This window comes from Cyclobacterium xiamenense, from assembly GCF_009467825.1.
Taxonomy (GTDB): Bacteria; Bacteroidota; Bacteroidia; order Cytophagales; family Cyclobacteriaceae; genus Cyclobacterium; species Cyclobacterium xiamenense.
Window position 1 is genome coordinate 1 of the sequence record NZ_WIOK01000048.1, and the last position, 16,243, is coordinate 16,243.

The 16,243-nt window shown below is 38.2% G+C and carries 13 protein-coding genes; 11 read left to right on the top strand and 2 right to left on the bottom strand.

Annotated features, from left to right (window positions below; all coding sequences use genetic code 11):
- Positions 1-311: 311 nt before the first annotated feature.
- The 5 genes from GCU44_RS21725 to GCU44_RS21745 all read left to right on the top strand — a co-directional run bounded on the left by GCU44_RS21725 (position 312) and on the right by GCU44_RS21745 (position 7,879).
- Complete coding sequence (locus tag GCU44_RS21725; RefSeq protein ID WP_154859504.1) at positions 312-3,449, top strand: Eco57I restriction-modification methylase domain-containing protein; 3,138 nt, start codon at positions 312-314, stop codon at positions 3,447-3,449.
- A gap of 252 nt (positions 3,450-3,701) precedes the next feature.
- Positions 3,702-4,349, top strand: a complete 648-nt coding sequence (locus tag GCU44_RS21730; protein ID WP_154859505.1) for a gamma-glutamylcyclotransferase family protein — start codon at positions 3,702-3,704, stop codon at positions 4,347-4,349.
- Between the two features lie 2 nt (positions 4,350-4,351).
- Positions 4,352-5,266 carry a hypothetical protein gene (locus GCU44_RS21735; RefSeq protein WP_154859506.1) on the top strand — a complete coding sequence of 305 codons (915 nt, stop codon included), beginning with the start codon at positions 4,352-4,354 and terminating at the stop codon, positions 5,264-5,266.
- A 125-nt stretch (positions 5,267-5,391) separates the two neighbouring features.
- Complete coding sequence (locus GCU44_RS21740) at positions 5,392-5,964, top strand: DUF4468 domain-containing protein (protein WP_154859507.1); 573 nt, start codon at positions 5,392-5,394, stop codon at positions 5,962-5,964.
- Positions 5,965-6,121: 157 nt separating this feature from the next.
- Positions 6,122-7,879, top strand: coding sequence for a hypothetical protein (locus GCU44_RS21745; RefSeq protein ID WP_154859508.1), 1,758 nt, complete (start codon positions 6,122-6,124; stop codon positions 7,877-7,879).
- 284 nt (positions 7,880-8,163) lie between these two features.
- Here GCU44_RS21745 and GCU44_RS21750 read toward each other — a convergent pair whose 3' ends face one another.
- Together GCU44_RS21750 and GCU44_RS21755 are read right to left on the bottom strand one after the other, a co-directional pair.
- On the bottom strand, positions 8,164-9,285 hold the full coding sequence (locus GCU44_RS21750; RefSeq protein WP_154859509.1) for an IS91 family transposase: 1,122 nt from the start codon (positions 9,283-9,285) through the stop codon (positions 8,164-8,166).
- Between the two features lie 93 nt (positions 9,286-9,378).
- Entirely contained in the window at positions 9,379-10,119 is a 741-nt protein-coding gene (locus GCU44_RS21755) for a tyrosine-type recombinase/integrase (RefSeq protein ID WP_241685065.1), read from the bottom strand.
- A 356-nt stretch (positions 10,120-10,475) separates the two neighbouring features.
- Between GCU44_RS21755 and GCU44_RS21760 the strand changes: the two genes are divergently transcribed.
- From GCU44_RS21760 to GCU44_RS21790, 6 genes are all read left to right on the top strand, one after another.
- A complete protein-coding gene (locus tag GCU44_RS21760; RefSeq protein ID WP_154859510.1) occupies positions 10,476-10,757 on the top strand; it encodes a type II toxin-antitoxin system RelE/ParE family toxin in 282 nt (93 codons plus the stop codon).
- A gap of 11 nt (positions 10,758-10,768) precedes the next feature.
- The gene (locus GCU44_RS21765) at positions 10,769-11,077 is read left to right on the top strand and encodes a HigA family addiction module antitoxin (RefSeq protein WP_154859511.1); all 309 of its coding nucleotides are present in this window, start codon (positions 10,769-10,771) and stop codon (positions 11,075-11,077) included.
- A 474-nt stretch (positions 11,078-11,551) separates the two neighbouring features.
- Entirely contained in the window at positions 11,552-11,941 is a 390-nt protein-coding gene (locus GCU44_RS21770) for a hypothetical protein (protein ID WP_154859512.1), read from the top strand.
- A 494-nt stretch (positions 11,942-12,435) separates the two neighbouring features.
- Positions 12,436-12,612 carry a helix-turn-helix domain-containing protein gene (locus GCU44_RS23330; RefSeq protein ID WP_262885341.1) on the top strand — a complete coding sequence of 59 codons (177 nt, stop codon included), beginning with the start codon at positions 12,436-12,438 and terminating at the stop codon, positions 12,610-12,612.
- A 374-nt stretch (positions 12,613-12,986) separates the two neighbouring features.
- Positions 12,987-14,324 (top strand): metal-dependent hydrolase family protein, encoded by a 1,338-nt coding sequence (locus tag GCU44_RS21785; protein ID WP_154859513.1) that lies wholly within the window; start codon positions 12,987-12,989, stop codon positions 14,322-14,324.
- 88 nt (positions 14,325-14,412) lie between these two features.
- Positions 14,413-15,861, top strand: a complete 1,449-nt coding sequence (locus GCU44_RS21790) for a sulfatase-like hydrolase/transferase (protein WP_154859514.1) — start codon at positions 14,413-14,415, stop codon at positions 15,859-15,861.
- Positions 15,862-16,243 lie beyond the last annotated feature (382 nt).

Sequence of the window (16,243 nt, forward strand, 5' to 3'; positions counted from 1 at the left end):
TTTGCGGCTAAACATACCAGTTAGTTTTCAGCATACCGGGACCGAACAACAGAAAAAAAGGGAGCCCTGCCTGTAACAATGGCTTGCGTGCATTGGGCAGCAAGAGAATAAAATAAAATTTAGTACATTGACTAAAGTTTGGGAAAGCCGGGATAAAAGCGCTCCGAAAGCGCCCACCGCACGCAAGCCTGGACGTTGTAAGCAAGCTGAAAAAAGAGCCAACCGCACAAAACAAAGAGTGCTAACGCACACATTGTTTTTTTGCCAACGCTCGGAACAATATTAAATTTGAGAAAAAACATAAAATATATATGAGCTTATTTCAGAACTCTGTTCTAAACAAATATTTAAAAGGATTGGAGTCCGAAAAAGTTAATGAAGCATACGAGCGATTTACAAGCCATTTTCATAATCCGACCATTCAAGAAAACATTCGAAACTCGAAAGAGGAACAATATCAAGGTGAATTTCTGATTGACCTTTTTGTGAATGTTTTGGGCTACACGAAAAACCCAACGCCTGAATTTAATCTCACAACGGAGTTAAAAAACATAAAAGGCTCTAAAAAGACAGATGGAGCAATCCTAAAAGGCGAAAAAGCACTTGCGGTAATTGAACTGAAAGGAACGAACACAACCGATTTAAGCAAAGTAGAAACCCAAGCATTTGGATATAAAAACAACCAACCAGGTTGTAATTATGTCATTACTTCCAACTTTGAGAAGTTGCGTTTTTACATTGACAACGCAGTTGATTTTGAGGAATTTAATTTATTTCAGCTGTCAAAAGAGCGTTTTGACATTCTTTGGCTTTGTCTATCATCAGAATATCTGTTAAAAGACATTCCGAAAAAGATTAAAGACGAATCCTTAACACAAGAGGAAAACGTCACTATAAAGCTTTACAAAGATTACGCTTCATTTAGAAACGAGATTTTTGATGCCATACAAAAAGAAAATCCTGAATACGACAAACTAACGCTATTCAAAAAAACGCAAAAACTACTCGACCGTTTTCTATTTATTTTCTTTGCAGAAGATAGATTGCTACTTCCGCCAAATTCAATTCGTTCTATCGTAAACCAATGGACTGATTTACGAGATAAATACGATGAGTATTTTCCTTTATACGACCGATTTAAAAAGTACTTCGGTTATATGAACACAGGACACAAAGGACAACAACACGATATTTTTGCCTACAATGGTGGACTGTTTGCACCAGACGAGATTTTAGACAACATCAAAATCAATGACGATTTACTGCATAAACACACAGTTAATTTAAGTAACTACGATTTTGAAAGTGAAGTAAGCGTTAACATTCTCGGACACATCTTTGAACATTCGTTAAACGACATTGACGAAATACAAGCAGAAATTCAAGGTGTTTCGACCGAACAAAGCAAGACCAAACGTAAAAAAGACGGTGTTTTTTACACACCAAAATACATTACCAAATACATTGTAGATAATACAGTTGGCAAACTTTGCGAGGAAAAGAAAACCGAACTTGACATACAAGAAGCTGAATACGAGAAAGAACGTAAAGGAAGACAAAAAGCGACTTTAAAAAAGTTATCTCAAAAGTTAGAAGATTACAGAAAATGGTTATTGCAAATTACCATTTGCGACCCAGCTTGTGGTAGTGGTGCATTTTTAAACCAAGCTTTGGAATTTCTAATTGCAGAACATCAATACATTGACGAATTGCAAGCCAAATTGTTTGGAGATGCAATGGTATTGAGCGAAGTGGAAAATGCCATTTTAGAAAATAACATTTATGGAGTTGACATCAACGAAGAAAGTGTTGAAATTGCTAAACTTTCACTTTGGTTACGGACTGCCCAAAAAGGCAGAAAACTAACGTCTTTAAACAACAATATTAAGTGTGGTAACAGTTTAATAGACGACCCAAAAGTTGCAGGAGACAAAGCCTTTAATTGGCAAAATGAGTTTCCAGAAGTATTCTCAAAAGGTGGATTTGATGTGGTAATCGGAAATCCGCCCTATGTGAATGTAGAGTTAATGCCAGGAGAAGATAAAGAATATTACCGAAGTAGTTATGTAACATTTTTCAAGCGTTCAGATTTATTCAGTTTATTTCTTGAATTAGCTACAGAACGTCTTACAAGTAAAGGTTATGTGTCTTATATTATTCCATCCATAATTCTCAATAATTTATCTTATAAAAAGACAAGAGAAAATATCTTAACCAATAAATTATTGGCAGAGGTTTGTTATACAGGAAATAAGGTTTTTAAAGATGCAACTGTTGACACTACAATTCTTATTTTAGATAAGTCAAAACGCCATAAACAAATAGGTTTAGTTGACGCTTTAGATTTCTTTCAACCAAAAGGTCTTTTTGTTGATTTAGATTATTTCTCAAAATACGATAACAATATTAGTGTAGCGAGTTCTTCTACTAACAATATAACTGACAAAATATTTAAAGATGAATTTGAAGTTGCCGATAATCATTTTTTAATTTTTCAAGGTGTAGTTACTGGTAACAACGATGCGTATATTTTCGATAATATTAATGAAGCGAGAGAAAAAGGAATAGATGAAGATTTATTAAAACCAATGTGTCACGGGAGAGATATATCAAAATGGGTTGTTAATTATGAACGTTCTTTATGCTATGTAAATGGTACAACATCAATCGATGATTTTCCTTCAACCAAAAATTGGCTTTTAAATTTTAAAAACAAATTAGAAACAAGAAGAGAATGCCGTAAAGGAGTTATTCCTTGGTATTCTTTACAATGGCCAAGAGAACAAGAATATTTTGAAAAAAAGCCTAAAATTTTGATACAAAATACTCGGAATGAAAGACTAAAACCAAGAATTGTAGCTACTATTGACGAAAAGGGATTGTTTGGCACACAAGGTCTAAATTTTATTGTTGCGACATCTAATTACAACATTTACACATTTTTAGGTCTTCTAAATTCAAAGCTAATTGACTATCTGTTTTCAACAAAATTTTTAAATCTTGCTATTAAGGCTGACTATTTGAAAAAATTGAAGTTTCCAAAAAGTTTAGCCACAAATGGCATCGATAATAATGCTCAAAACCTCTCTGAACTAAATAATTCATTTAGTCAATTAGTAAATAAATTCATATCACTTTTTCAGTCCAAATTCAAAATAAATAAGTTAACTAATAAACTTAAAGCTTGGCACGATTTAGATTTTGGCGAATTTTTAAAAGAATTAGAAAAAGCACGTAAAAAGTCAGCAAAAGAAAATGAAACAGAGTACAATAAACTATCATTAAGCGAAGAAGCCGAATGGATGCAGTATTTTAACGAGCAAAAACAAAAAGCAGAGGAATTAAAAACAGAAATTGATAAAACGGACAAAGAGATAGACCAAATGGTTTATGAATTGTACGGATTGACAGAAGAAGAAATAAACATTGTGGAAGAAGCCACCGCATAAGCCATACACATTTGCAATTCGCTTCAGCCAACACACAAGCCCAAAATTGCAAAAGAGTATGTCTTGCCAACGCTGAAAACCAAGCTGAACTGAAAAAAGCCAGCTTACAACAACGTATATAAAAAATAGCGGTTTAGTCGCTTAATCGAAAGAAAATGAATAAATTAAAGGTCAGTTATAATCCGAAAAGTTAGTGCATAAAATCCGCTACTTTTCATATACAAGACCGTTGGCAGCAATTAAAAATAGAACATGAAAAATTACATTTTTGGATACGGCTCACTTTTAGAGACAGAATCTCGCAAAAGAACCAACCCTTTGGTTGACAAAGTTTATCCTCTAAAAATACATGGTTTTCTAAGAGGATGGTTTGCTAGAACAGGAGTTGAAGGTTTGACTACCACATTCTTGGGTTGTATAAAAGCAAATAAAGATTCATTCGTTAATGGAATAATCTACGAAGTGTCACAAGAGGAATTGAATGAACTTGATAAAAGAGAGAAAGGATACAAGAGAATTCTTGTACCCAATGAGGCTATTGAAGACTATTTTTCTATTCTCAATTCTACCGATAATGTTTTTATTTACTCAAACGTATTCCCAAATAACAAAATACCAGATAATTCATTACCAGCAAAAGATTATCCCATAGTCCAATCTTATGTTGATATGTGTATTCAAGGTTGTATCGAAATAGAATCTGTTCATAACAACCCTCTAATCAAAAATTTCACTAAAGATTTTATCCAATCTACCAAATATTGGAGTAAGTGGTGGGTTAATGATAGAATTTTTCCTAGACGACCCTTTATTTACAGACCTGACGCTTACAAAATAGATGAGCTACTAAAGTTGTATTTAGATAACAAAAATCTCTTTAATTCAATATACTTTGAATAACTATGGATGAGTTCAACTTAGAAACAAAAGATTTATTAGCAATTGCCGTTACTGTAATAATTGCGATTATAGGCGGTTTAGCATATCTAATAACACGATTGATAAATCACCGAATTACGACTTTGAAAGAAGTACATCTATTGGACAAGGAAAAGCAAAGGAAAGAACTTGAATCAAATTTTGAGGAGGAAAAACAAAACCTACGAAATGAGCTGAATGCCAACAATTTAGAGTTGAGTCATAAATATCGGGATAAAAATATTAATCCAAATGTTAGTGACAAGCCAATCAAAATAATTCAAGAAAATAAGACTGTCTATGTTAAGTACCTTCACATTTATGACAATGGAGTGGAACCAGTTTACTCAAAAAGGCTAATACACAATAATTCGGAAATTGAAGTATTTAGTGAGTTCCAATATTTCAGGTTTAATCGTTTTAATTCGCCTGATAACTCAATAACAATAAGAGACCGTTCTTCGGGAGCTGTTGACCCAAATATTCTTTTTCCATGGCGGAATTTAATCTTTACTGATGAAGGCTCAAAGGATTCAGACGGACAAGTTGACCAGGAAATTTCAGGCTCGGATACATATTTTACGGTGACGACTTATTACAATGGATTTCATGCAAAAGACCCTTCCATAGCCATGAAAATGGAAAGAGATACTTTAAGTGCAAGATTAATTGCGGATTTTTCATCTATAGCACATTTTAAATCAATAGTTCTAAATAATCCTAAGGTCTATAGAAGAAACGAACATGGACAAAAAGAAATTTATGGATTGGAATATTTAGATGACGGAATCTATCATATTCATGCAACTCATTTAAAAAAAGGGGAAGTTGTCAAAATGGTGTTCCCCATTAGCGAAGAATTCAAAAAAACTGCTGCCAACAATGGGTATAAAACATAGGGCGGTCAGTGGTTTCAGCAAGTTTCGGTTTCTTAGCAACCTTAGACTCGGTGGACAAGTACGCTGCTCCGAAATGCCCTACGTTTCATACCCGTGACCGTTGTAACACATTAAAACGAAATAAAATGACAAAAAGAATCACATTAACAGTATCATTCATGCTTGCAGTATGTTCACTAACATTCGGACAAGACAAATTTATTTATGACCAAGAAGGATTAAATCCAAAGTATGTTGTAGTTGAAATGGATAGCCTTGAACAAAATGAAATATTCACGAAAGCAATTAATTGGATTAAGGAGACATACAAAAATCCCGATGAAGTTATCAAAACAACTATCGACAATGAAAAAGTCAGATTTGAAGGATTTAAAGATAACCTTATATGTGTTAATTCACTTGGTATGGTGTATTGCTATTATGGTCTTTACACAATTGAAATTGAATTTAAAGACAATAAATATAAATTTACCCCTTTGAGCATAGAGTATAGAGTACCAGCATCTCAATATTCCGCAGGTGGTATGGTTTCAATTAATTTTAATGATGGCACAGCATACTACAACAAAAAAGGGAAACTCCGAAAAATGTATGAAACAATACCGTCATCTATCGAGACTCTATTTAACGATTTAAATTCTAATTTATCAAATTATCTACTGAGCGAAAAAAAGGAATATGACAAAGATGATTGGTAATAACGTGTTACAACAATGTATATAAAAAATAGGCGAAATAGTAGTAAATTCAAGGCTTTTGGCTCGTATCAAAGTTCGTACTTAACTGAAAGTTTAGTGCTTCGAAATCGCCTACTTTTCATATACTAACCGTTGTATGCCATTAAAACCAACCAATATGAAAACTAAAATTACTACATTATTTTTATTCCTTATTCTTGGAATAGTGTGCTATGCACAAGACAGTCCTACGTTAAACTTAACAGGAACTAATCCCTCTATCTCAAAAGGGAATATTGACACAGAAGTGTTAACTGCAATTATTCAACAAAAACAAGAAGAAATTAAAGAAAGAGTATTTAGAAATACTATTGTTAAACAATTCAAAGATTCAGACAATAATTATACAAAGAAGCTGAATAACTTCGCTACATTTAATTATCTGTACAATTTGATGGATATACTTACAAGTGGTAAGAATAAGACCGTTATGACTAAAACAGCTATTGAAAATACTGCTGAATTTGCATTTATTTTTGGACTAGCATATTATACAAACACGCAAACAGTTTTGAATGCTAAAGTGAATCTTAACAATACTGACAACGATAATAAAATAAGAGTAAACCAAACAACTAGTGTTGAGGACTTTAATTTATTAGTCGATTTGTGTTATCAAATCGTCATTGAAAATGAAGATAAATTTCAAGAACAATTTAAGTTCAAAAATTCATTAGAAAATGTCAACTTCAAAAGATGGTATGAATCTGATAATGTATTCGTCTTAGAAATGAAAAAGGCAAATGCTAGTAACAATACAGAAAGGGTCACTCAATTAAATACTTTAAAACAAACTGTGACTAAAAGTATAGAAGACATTTTACTTGTTTCAAATCAAGCTAATGAATTGATTGAAATGGGGAAAAACGTGAATGATTCTGGTCTTAAAAATGAAATTGATATTTTATTACAGAAAATCACAGAAGCTAATGGTTCTGAAATTTCCTCAGAAATAGATGCCCTTAAATCAAAATATTCAAATCTTTTAAATATTAACCAAGAGAATTATTTAACTAAACTATCAGGTCTAGTTCGCTCCAACTTTGATGAATACAAAAATCTCTATAATTTTTATAAGAGTTTAGAAAAAAGTCAGTTCAAAGATTTTACTATGACTCAAAGCCAATATTATTCTATGAAATATTTAATTGTAGAGTTTATTAGTGTTGCAAAAAATCAATATCCTAATGACGCCATTTCTACAGTATTAGATTTTTTGTTGGAAAACACATTGGTAGAATTCAATGATTTATCAGGTAATCTAGTAGATGAAGTTACCAATGAAACCAAAGAGATTGGCTATTTATATGTTGATATTGAATCCCTTATTTCCACTATTGACCAAAGGTTTAATTCTATAACAAAGAAAAAGTTTACAAAATATATTACACCATTTTTTAGTATGGGAGTTAATTATGCTTCATTCAGCAATAATAACAGCCTCATTGATAATGGAACAAATGGTACAAGTTCAATAGGTAGCCTTTATTATGCTAGTGAGAAAATCGGAATTAAGTGGAAATTATGGAATTGGAAATATACGCACGCTTTTGAGGCGGGAGAAAGTTTTGAATATTATGGTAAACAGACTTACTGGCTGAGACCACAAGAAGAACCGTTAGTAAGTGATGTATATATTTTTGGATATGCATCAGGTTTACTGTATAACTTGGTTGATTTAAAATCTGAGGAAAACTTTGATTACGCACTAGTCGGAGCTGGAATAGGTATGACTTTTTTTAATGGACTTTCTGCAAATCTTAGTATTTCTAGTCCAGTTGTTGATAATTCAATATCATCTAAAAACAGTTTTGTTAATTTTGGTTTAGATATACCAATTATTGAATATATATCTGCACTGACTAAAAAGAAGTAACGGCATACAACAACTAAGTTTTCGTGCGGCTTGTAAAGCCAAGCATGAAAACGCTGTTGCGCTGCCTGCCCCGAACTTTTCGGGGAAACCGGTGAAGTGCTTATGGAGTTTGAGTCGGTATTTTTGGGTCGCTTAAGGTGCCATGTCAGGTCAAAAAGTGAATTACCGATACCAGAATTCATTTAAAAAGTAAGAAAGCAGGATTATTTCAGCTATTCCGTGGCTCTCATCGAAGGTTTTTTTCGGCTTGCGCATAGCTCTTCCAGCCCGATCAAAATCAGGGATTAAATTTGGGGTGGGATGGTTGAAAATACGGTTTTGGGCGGTCCCCGCGTGGGTAGTCGCTGTATGCTCACCATCGTTTCTTTTTGGCAACAGGTGCAGTAACGGGGGTTGTATTCTGTCAAGGTTCTGGGATCCACAGGTAATAGGGTCACACCTAGCTCCCGGTGTACCAGAGAAACCGTTTCCCGCTTGGCTGAATTTCCCAAAATTCCGAAGTGTCTGATCCGTACGAGTCCCTTGGGTAAAATGTGCATGGAGAACCTACGGATAAACGCCATATTGTCGAGCGACATTTCCAGCTTTTTGGCTCCGAGCCTGTAATCTTTATAGGCAAAAACGGTCTTTGTGGGGCCGATGTCCAGTATCCTGTGGTTGGAGATGGCTACTTTATGGGTATAGCGTCCCAGGTATTCGAGCACGGCCTTTGGATGACCGAAAGGCCTCTTGGCGTAGACAACCCATTCTTTTTTGAAAAGGGCATTGACCAGTTTGTTTTCGGGATCGATCCTGGATTTAAGTGCCTTCACATATTTGGCTCGGAAGACTTTGCTCATTGCTTTGACGGGAAAGAGGTACTTTCCCTTGCTTCTGGCCGTCTTCCACTTTCCTGTTTTGGTGACTCCTCCTCCGGGCACGATGCAGTGAAGGTGGGGATGGAGGCTTAGCTGCTGCCCCCAAGTATGCAAGATGGCGATCATACCGGCCTTGGCACCCAAGTGATTGGTGTCTTTTGCAAAGCAGTTTACAGTCTTCCATGCCGCCTCGAAAAGGCTGTCATAGATGGCCTTGGGCTGATACATTGCCAGCTGATTCAGCATGTCGGGCAGCGTGAACACGACGTGGAAGTAGGGTACGGGAAGCAGCTCGGCCTCCCGGTCAGCCAGCCACTTTTCCCTGTTCTTTCCCTGGCACTTGGGGCAGTGCCGATTCCGGCAGCTATTATAGCTGATCCGTATATTCCCGCATTCGGTACAGGCATCCACATGCCCTCCCAAGTCGGCGGTGCGACAACGTCTGAGTGCAGAAAGGGTGCGCAGTTGCCAGCTGTTGATGTTAGGGTGGTGTTCTACCTGTAGCCAGTGCTGTCTGAGCAAGTCCCCTATTTCATGGGCTGCCCTCATTTAGTAATGGGATAAAGCCTGTCGAGTGGACTGAAAGGCCTGACCCTACCCGATTGGGCAACATGAAGATAGACCATGGTTGTGTCAATGCATTCATGACCCAAAAGATCTTTGAATGCTCATGATGTCCAGGCCTTCTTCAAGCAGGTGGGTGGCAAAGGTATGGCGCAGTGTGTGCACGGTCATTTCCTTGGTGATGCCAGCATCCTTTTTTGCCTGCTTTACTGCCCACTGCACCCCTCGCTGGGAATACCTGCTGTCGAAGTCTCCGCCCGAACGGCCCTTGATCTCCTGTTCCCTGCCGTTGAAAAGCCAGATGGAGGGCTGTTCGGCCTGGATGTAGGCTTTCAGCCCCCTGATCAGTATGGCCGAGAGCGGGACATAGCGGTCTTTTTTGCCTTTGCCTTGCCGGATGTGAAGCATATTCCTGTCAAAGTCCAGATCAGATATTTTCAGGTTACGAACTTCAAAACAACGGAGTCCGCAACCGTAGAGCAGGCCTAAAAGGACGCGGTGCTTGAGAAGTTTGGGGGCTTTAAGCAATCTTCTGACCTCTTCCTGGCTAAGAACTACGGGAAGTCTCTTGTCCCGCTTAATGGAAGGCAGTTCCATGCGCTTATCTTTAAGCCCCTCCATTCGGTAAGCAAAGCGTAGGGCATATACGGTGAATTTAAAGTAGGAATCAGACGGGGTGTTGTGCTGCTGTTTGACCAGGTAGAGGTAATCGTTGATCTGCTCGGGGTCGACTTCGGTCGGGAGTTGGTTGAAATGCAGGGCCAGTTTTGCCAGGTGGTGTGAATAATTGCGCAAGGTGCTTTCACCTCTTCCGGCCACGGTGATTTTTTGCCGGAATTTCTCGTAAAGTTCCCTGAATCCTGCTACATTGGTACAGGCTGTTTCGATAAGGTTTGCTTTTTTTTCATGATTAAAAGGGATATTTGATTGAATTTAAAAGTTAAGCCATATCGAGCAGTTTTGGAAACTACCGTAGGTTTAGTGCAACATCACCTATACTCAAGCAGGGGTTTGGTACTTCGTATGACAGGACAGTGCTATATTTAAAGTTCAGCTCTTCGCAAGTAATTAAGTGGTTAAAATCCCTGCCTGCGTATAGCTGAGAACCGTTAGGCAACATTTGCAAAAAACAAACTTTATACTTACCTTTTGCGTTAGTAACGTAAAATAAGACTATGATTATTTCATTTGGCTCGAAAGAGACCGAACAGATTTGGAACGGAATCCGAGTAAAAAAAATGCCGATTGAAATTCAAAACGTCGGACGGCGTAAATTGAGAATGTTGAATAACTCTCAAGATATAATGGACTTGAGAATACCGCCTTCCAATCGACTTGAAAAACTGACCGGAAAACTAAAAGAATTTTATAGCATTCGGATTAATAAACAATGGAGAATCGTTTTTAAATGGAATAATGGAAATGCAAGCGAAGTTGAAATAAATGATTATCATTAAAAAAAGAAAAAATGGAAAAGTTAGCAAATGTACATCCTGGAGAAATATTAAACGTTGAATTTCTGGAACCTCTTGAAATCACTGCTTATAGACTTTCAAAGGACTTAAAAATCCCCCAGACTAGAATTTCGGAAATAATAAAAGGAAGACGCAGAATAACAGCGGACACAGCTCTTCGACTGAGCAGATATTTTGGAACTTCAGCCAAATTCTGGCTCGGGCTTCAAGACGATTATGATATTGAAGAGGAAAAAGAATCGAAAGAATCGGAACTGAACGAAATAAAACATTACGAAAAAAAAACCTTGCCTAACAACTAAGCTTTCGTTGCGTGCGTAGCACGAACAATGAAAGCGCTGTTGCACGAAGCCGGTGATGTTACTATGGAGATTGGGTGGGGATGTCTGTTTGCAATAGCGTAGTCCGATGGGCTCAAAAAGCATAATATGTCAGCCGGTTTATGCTAAAAATCAAAGAATGATTCTCTTTCGTTATTTCCCAGACCTTATTTTGAAAATGACTTAAGGCTAAAGGCGATTGAAGAATATAATGAATGGGTTGAAATCAAAGCAATTTCTATGACAATGAGACTAAATGAAGTGACAGGTAAAGTTCCATCCACTAACATTGTATATGTGAAATGCTGCTGAATGGGCTAGAATTGCGCTTTTCTGCACTTAATATACTTTGCGGTGATGGACAGTAAATCATTCCAAAATCCCGCACTCCGCTTATAATTACGTTGTGTGGCATGAAGTCAGCTGCTTATAGATTATTGTAATGCAAAAAAAGAAATGAATCAAATTCAAATAGATAAAATGTTCAAAGAGCAACCATCTATCTCAGAATTTTTAAATTACCTTGATAAGTCCATTAATAGTGAGTTTGCTAAAGAAGTGATAGTCCAATTGACAACTATTTTCTATTATAGTTTTACTCTGCAAGGAATAAGAATCAAGCGTATTGATTTTGATGATTTTATGAAACCTCTTTCGCAATCAGTTGAAATGAAAAGTTATTTTCACAATTCTGAATATAATTTCGATGCTGATGCATTTAGATCTTTCTATGGTGGGTACAATCAAAAAGAAATTTTAAACTATACTCATTTTGCCATAAATAATCAATTCAAAGAAATAATAGAGACAGAAAACGATGCAATTTTTTATCTTTTATGTGCTTAAAATATTTGGTGATGTAATAGATGAAAATATCATCAAATAACCACGCCACATAACACGTACTTATATTCCATGCTGGATTCCATGCTTTTCAAAAAGTAATTTGATAGCAGGGTTTTTTTTCGGGTTTTTCCTGTCAAAATTGCAAATTTTACCGGCACAGCATATATCTTTGACCGGAGTGACTTGAAGTCACAGCGCCTTAAAATAGCTCATTGATATGCTGATGTACGGATGGGAGAATCTGGTTTTCAGAAAAAGAGCCAAAAGACACCTAGAAAAGAAATTGAAAAAGCTTTACGATAAAAAGCAGATTACCTTGCCTACCGTCCAGGCAGGCTTTAATGAAAAGTAAAACCCCTGAAAAGATGGAAAGTTTAGATAAAAAGAATGTGACAACCTTTGAGGAACATTTGGAAAAAAGATATGGGGCACCGGGAACAGATCAACGAATGGCATTCTAGGCTGAGGCAAAAGCTTTTGCGATAGGGGAGCTTATTAAGGAAGAAAGAAGAATTTCGAACATGACCCAGGAACAACTGGCACTGAAAACCGGAACAAAAAAGAGCTTTATTTCAAGAATTGAAAATGGGAAGAGTGATATTCAGCTATCTACATTGTACAGGATTCTTGAAATTGGTTTGGGTAAAAAAGTATCCTTTACCATAGAATAAGGGGAAACACACCCTAACATTGGCTTGCGTGCATTGGGCAGCAAGCGAATAAAATAAAATTTAGTTCATTGAATAAAGTTCGGGAAAGCCGGGAGAAAAGCGCTCCGAAAGCGCCCACCGCACGCAAGCCCGGACGTTTCGCTTCAGTATCAGAAACCACCAACGAATGATATAATCCTTTAGAAAAATTAGGAGGTCAGAAGATGTGATTTAACGCGCTGTAACGCCGACGGACGAGACGGATGCTCATTTGAGCGATATTTAGTTGAATGAAAACAACGAACCTGCAACATGGGCAAAATGCTATGGCTCGGCCGCATGTGTTCGTTCTAGCAAAGGTTTTATTACTAACTTAAATAAAAAAAAGACAACCTATGAAACTATCACTACTTATTTTGGCATGGCTGGTACAACTAAGCACAACACTAGTTGCACAAGTAAAACCCACGAAAATATTAATCAACAATGTGGAAATTTTTAATGGCAAAGACCAAAAAACCCTCAAAGGTAATGTGCTGATAGACAACAATATCATTACCAAAATTTCTGCAAATGCGATTCCCACAGACCGAAGTGGAGCAACTCAACTAATTGACGGGCAGGGTAAATTTCTAATGCCTGGTTTAATCGATGCGCACGTACACGTATTATTCGAAAGCGTTCCCCAGACGCAAGCCATGATGAGCGATTTTGCCATGCTTAATTTAATGGCAGCCAAAGCCTCTGAAAAACAGTTGTTAAGAGGCTTCACAACTGTAAGAGATTTAGGAGGTGGCTCGTTGACACTGGCAAAAGCCATTGATAGGGGCTTGGTCATCGGCCCAAGAGTGTATTCGAGTGGAGCATTTATTTCGCAAACAGGCGGACACGGAGATTTTGGACTGCCTACCGACGTCCCTCGTAAAATCGGAGAGCTTTCCTATGCGGAAAGAAACGGAATGGTTGCTGTTGCGGATGGTGCCGACAATGTATTGATGCGAACCAGGGAACAATTACGTCAGGGAGCTACACAAATAAAATTGATGGCAGGTGGCGGCGTATCCTCAAACTATGACCCGTTGGATGTTGCGCAATATACGGAAGCGGAATTTAAGGCGGCCGTATCAGCGGCAGAAAATTGGGGAACCTACGTTACGGTTCACGCCTATACGCCAAAGGCGATAAAAACGGCCATTGCCTCAGGCGTGAAATGTATAGACCACGGGCAACTTGCCGATGAGGAAACGGCCCAACTCATGGCAGAAAAAGGAACTTGGTGGAGTTTGCAACCGTTTTTAGACGAGGGGAAATCAAGTTTTGCCGAAGGTTCTGCTAACCGTTTAAAGCAAATAGAAATGAATAAGGGAACGGATATCGCCTATGCATTGGCTAAAAAATACGGTATTAAAACGGCCTGGGGAACCGACATATTGTTTGACCCAAAAGTAGCTTCCCAACAAGGAAGCAAGTTATCGGTAATGGAACGTTGGTATACGCCATTTGAAATTTTGAAAATGGCTACTTCCACCAATGCTGAATTATTACGGATGAGCGGAAAAAGAGACCCCTATCAAAAAGGGAAATTAGGTGAAATAACCGAAGGTGCGTATGCCGATTTAATCCTTGTGGACGGAAATCCATTAGAAAATATAAAATTGGTAGAAAATCCTGAGAAAAATTTTCTGCTGATTATGAAAGACGGTGTGGTTTATAAAAACATCCTGGAGAAATAACCTGCACCCTACAATCCAGCAGAGCATCCAGCAGTTGAGACAAAAACGGATGCAATGCGCTAGACGAACAATCCATCAAGTACGTATCATGCGGAATAAGCTTTGCGTTGTATGTTTATCGACCCTGATTGTTGCTGTGCTACTTTCCTGTCAGTCGGTGCCGTCATCGGAGGACCGACCAAATATTATCTTGGTTATGTCAGACGATCAGGGCTGGGGGCAGGTAGGGTATTTCAATCATCCCATCTTAAAAACTCCTAATTTAGTCGAGATGGCAAAAAATGGATTACGGTTGGATAGGTTTTATGCCGGTGCACCTGTTTGTTCTCCCACAAGGGCGTCCGTTTTAACCGGTAGGGCAAATGACAGAACCGCGGTATTCGCTCACGGCGAGCCCATGCGGATACAAGAAAAGACCATTGCTCAGGCGCTTAAAGGGATAGGCTATACTACCGCTCACTTTGGCAAGTGGCATTTGGACGGACTAAAGGGTCCGGGCGTGCCGATTTTAAACGAAGACATACGCAATCCCGGATATTTTGGGTTTGATGAATGGATTTCCGTTACGAATTTTTTTGATATAGACCCCTTGATGAGTCATAAGGGAGAAATAAAGGAATATACGGGCAGTTCATCTGATATTATAGTACGGCAAGCGTTGGAATTTATCTCCAAGAATAAAAACGATCCTTTTTTTGTGGTGATTTGGTATGGAAGTCCTCACGACCCCTGGAGTGCTTTAGCTCGTGATAAAAGCGAGATACCGCAACAATTGGAAGAGAAGGATCGCAACTACCTGGGTGAAATTGTGGAGATGGACAGAAGTATCGGGGTTTTGAGGAATGAATTGAAAAATAAGGGATTGGCCCAAAATACCATTCTATGGTTCAACAGTGATAACGGAGGGTTACCACAGGGTGGCAAAGAAGGTGTTGGGGGCTTAAGAGGATTTAAAGGGTCTGTATACGAAGGAGGACTACGTGTTCCCTGTATAATCGAATGGCCAGCACAGATAGATGGCGGACAAATAAGCAACTACCCTGCTTCCACCATGGACATTTTTCCGACCATACATTCCATTGTAGGATTGGCTGCGAACCAGATGGTGCAACCGATCGATGGCATTAGCATCCAGCCTATTTTTAATTCGACTACCACCATTCGCCAAAAGCCGATTCCGTTTAAGTATCGGAACAAAGGGGCGCTTATTGACAATGATTTTAAATTGGTGGTAGAGGATATTGAAAAAAAGCACTACGCGCTTTACGACCTAAAAGTCGACACCGATGAGAATAAAGATGTGCTATCGACACACACCGAAAAAGGCATGGAAATGATCGAATATTATGAACATTGGTTGGAATCGGTAAAAAATAGCATTGCGGGCAATGATTACGAGGGTGGGTTATCTGTTCCGGATCCTGACTCCGAATTTTGGTGGGACAGTCCTGCATACAAACCCTATATCGAAAAATGGAGAGACAGACCGGAATACCACGATCGATTAAAAAGGGCAAATAAAATTGAAGATCGATAAAAAACAGAAGGTTAAGTGGATACCGTTTCTTTAGACCACGATACCGTTTTTTCTGGTGCTTCACCCAAAAAGAGCCTTATACGGGTACTCCACAGCCCCTACAAGCCCTGCTGGTTTATATCTACAAAAAAAATTTACATCTTCTGTCGGTTTAGGCGTTTTTCGGAGAGCATTTTTTGAAGATGGGGCCTACCACTCCCTGTGGCTCGCGGCACCGAGCTATTGCGCGGCTGTTCAGGCGACGCCACCGGCCAACTCCGGTGGCTCTGCTAGCTGCCTGACTGTTTTTCCCGCTACCTTGTTGCCGGAACCTACCCACATGCTGCGCCTGCGGTTGATTTCGCACAAGACGCTGGCTTTGGATGCTTATACAGGTGGGTGT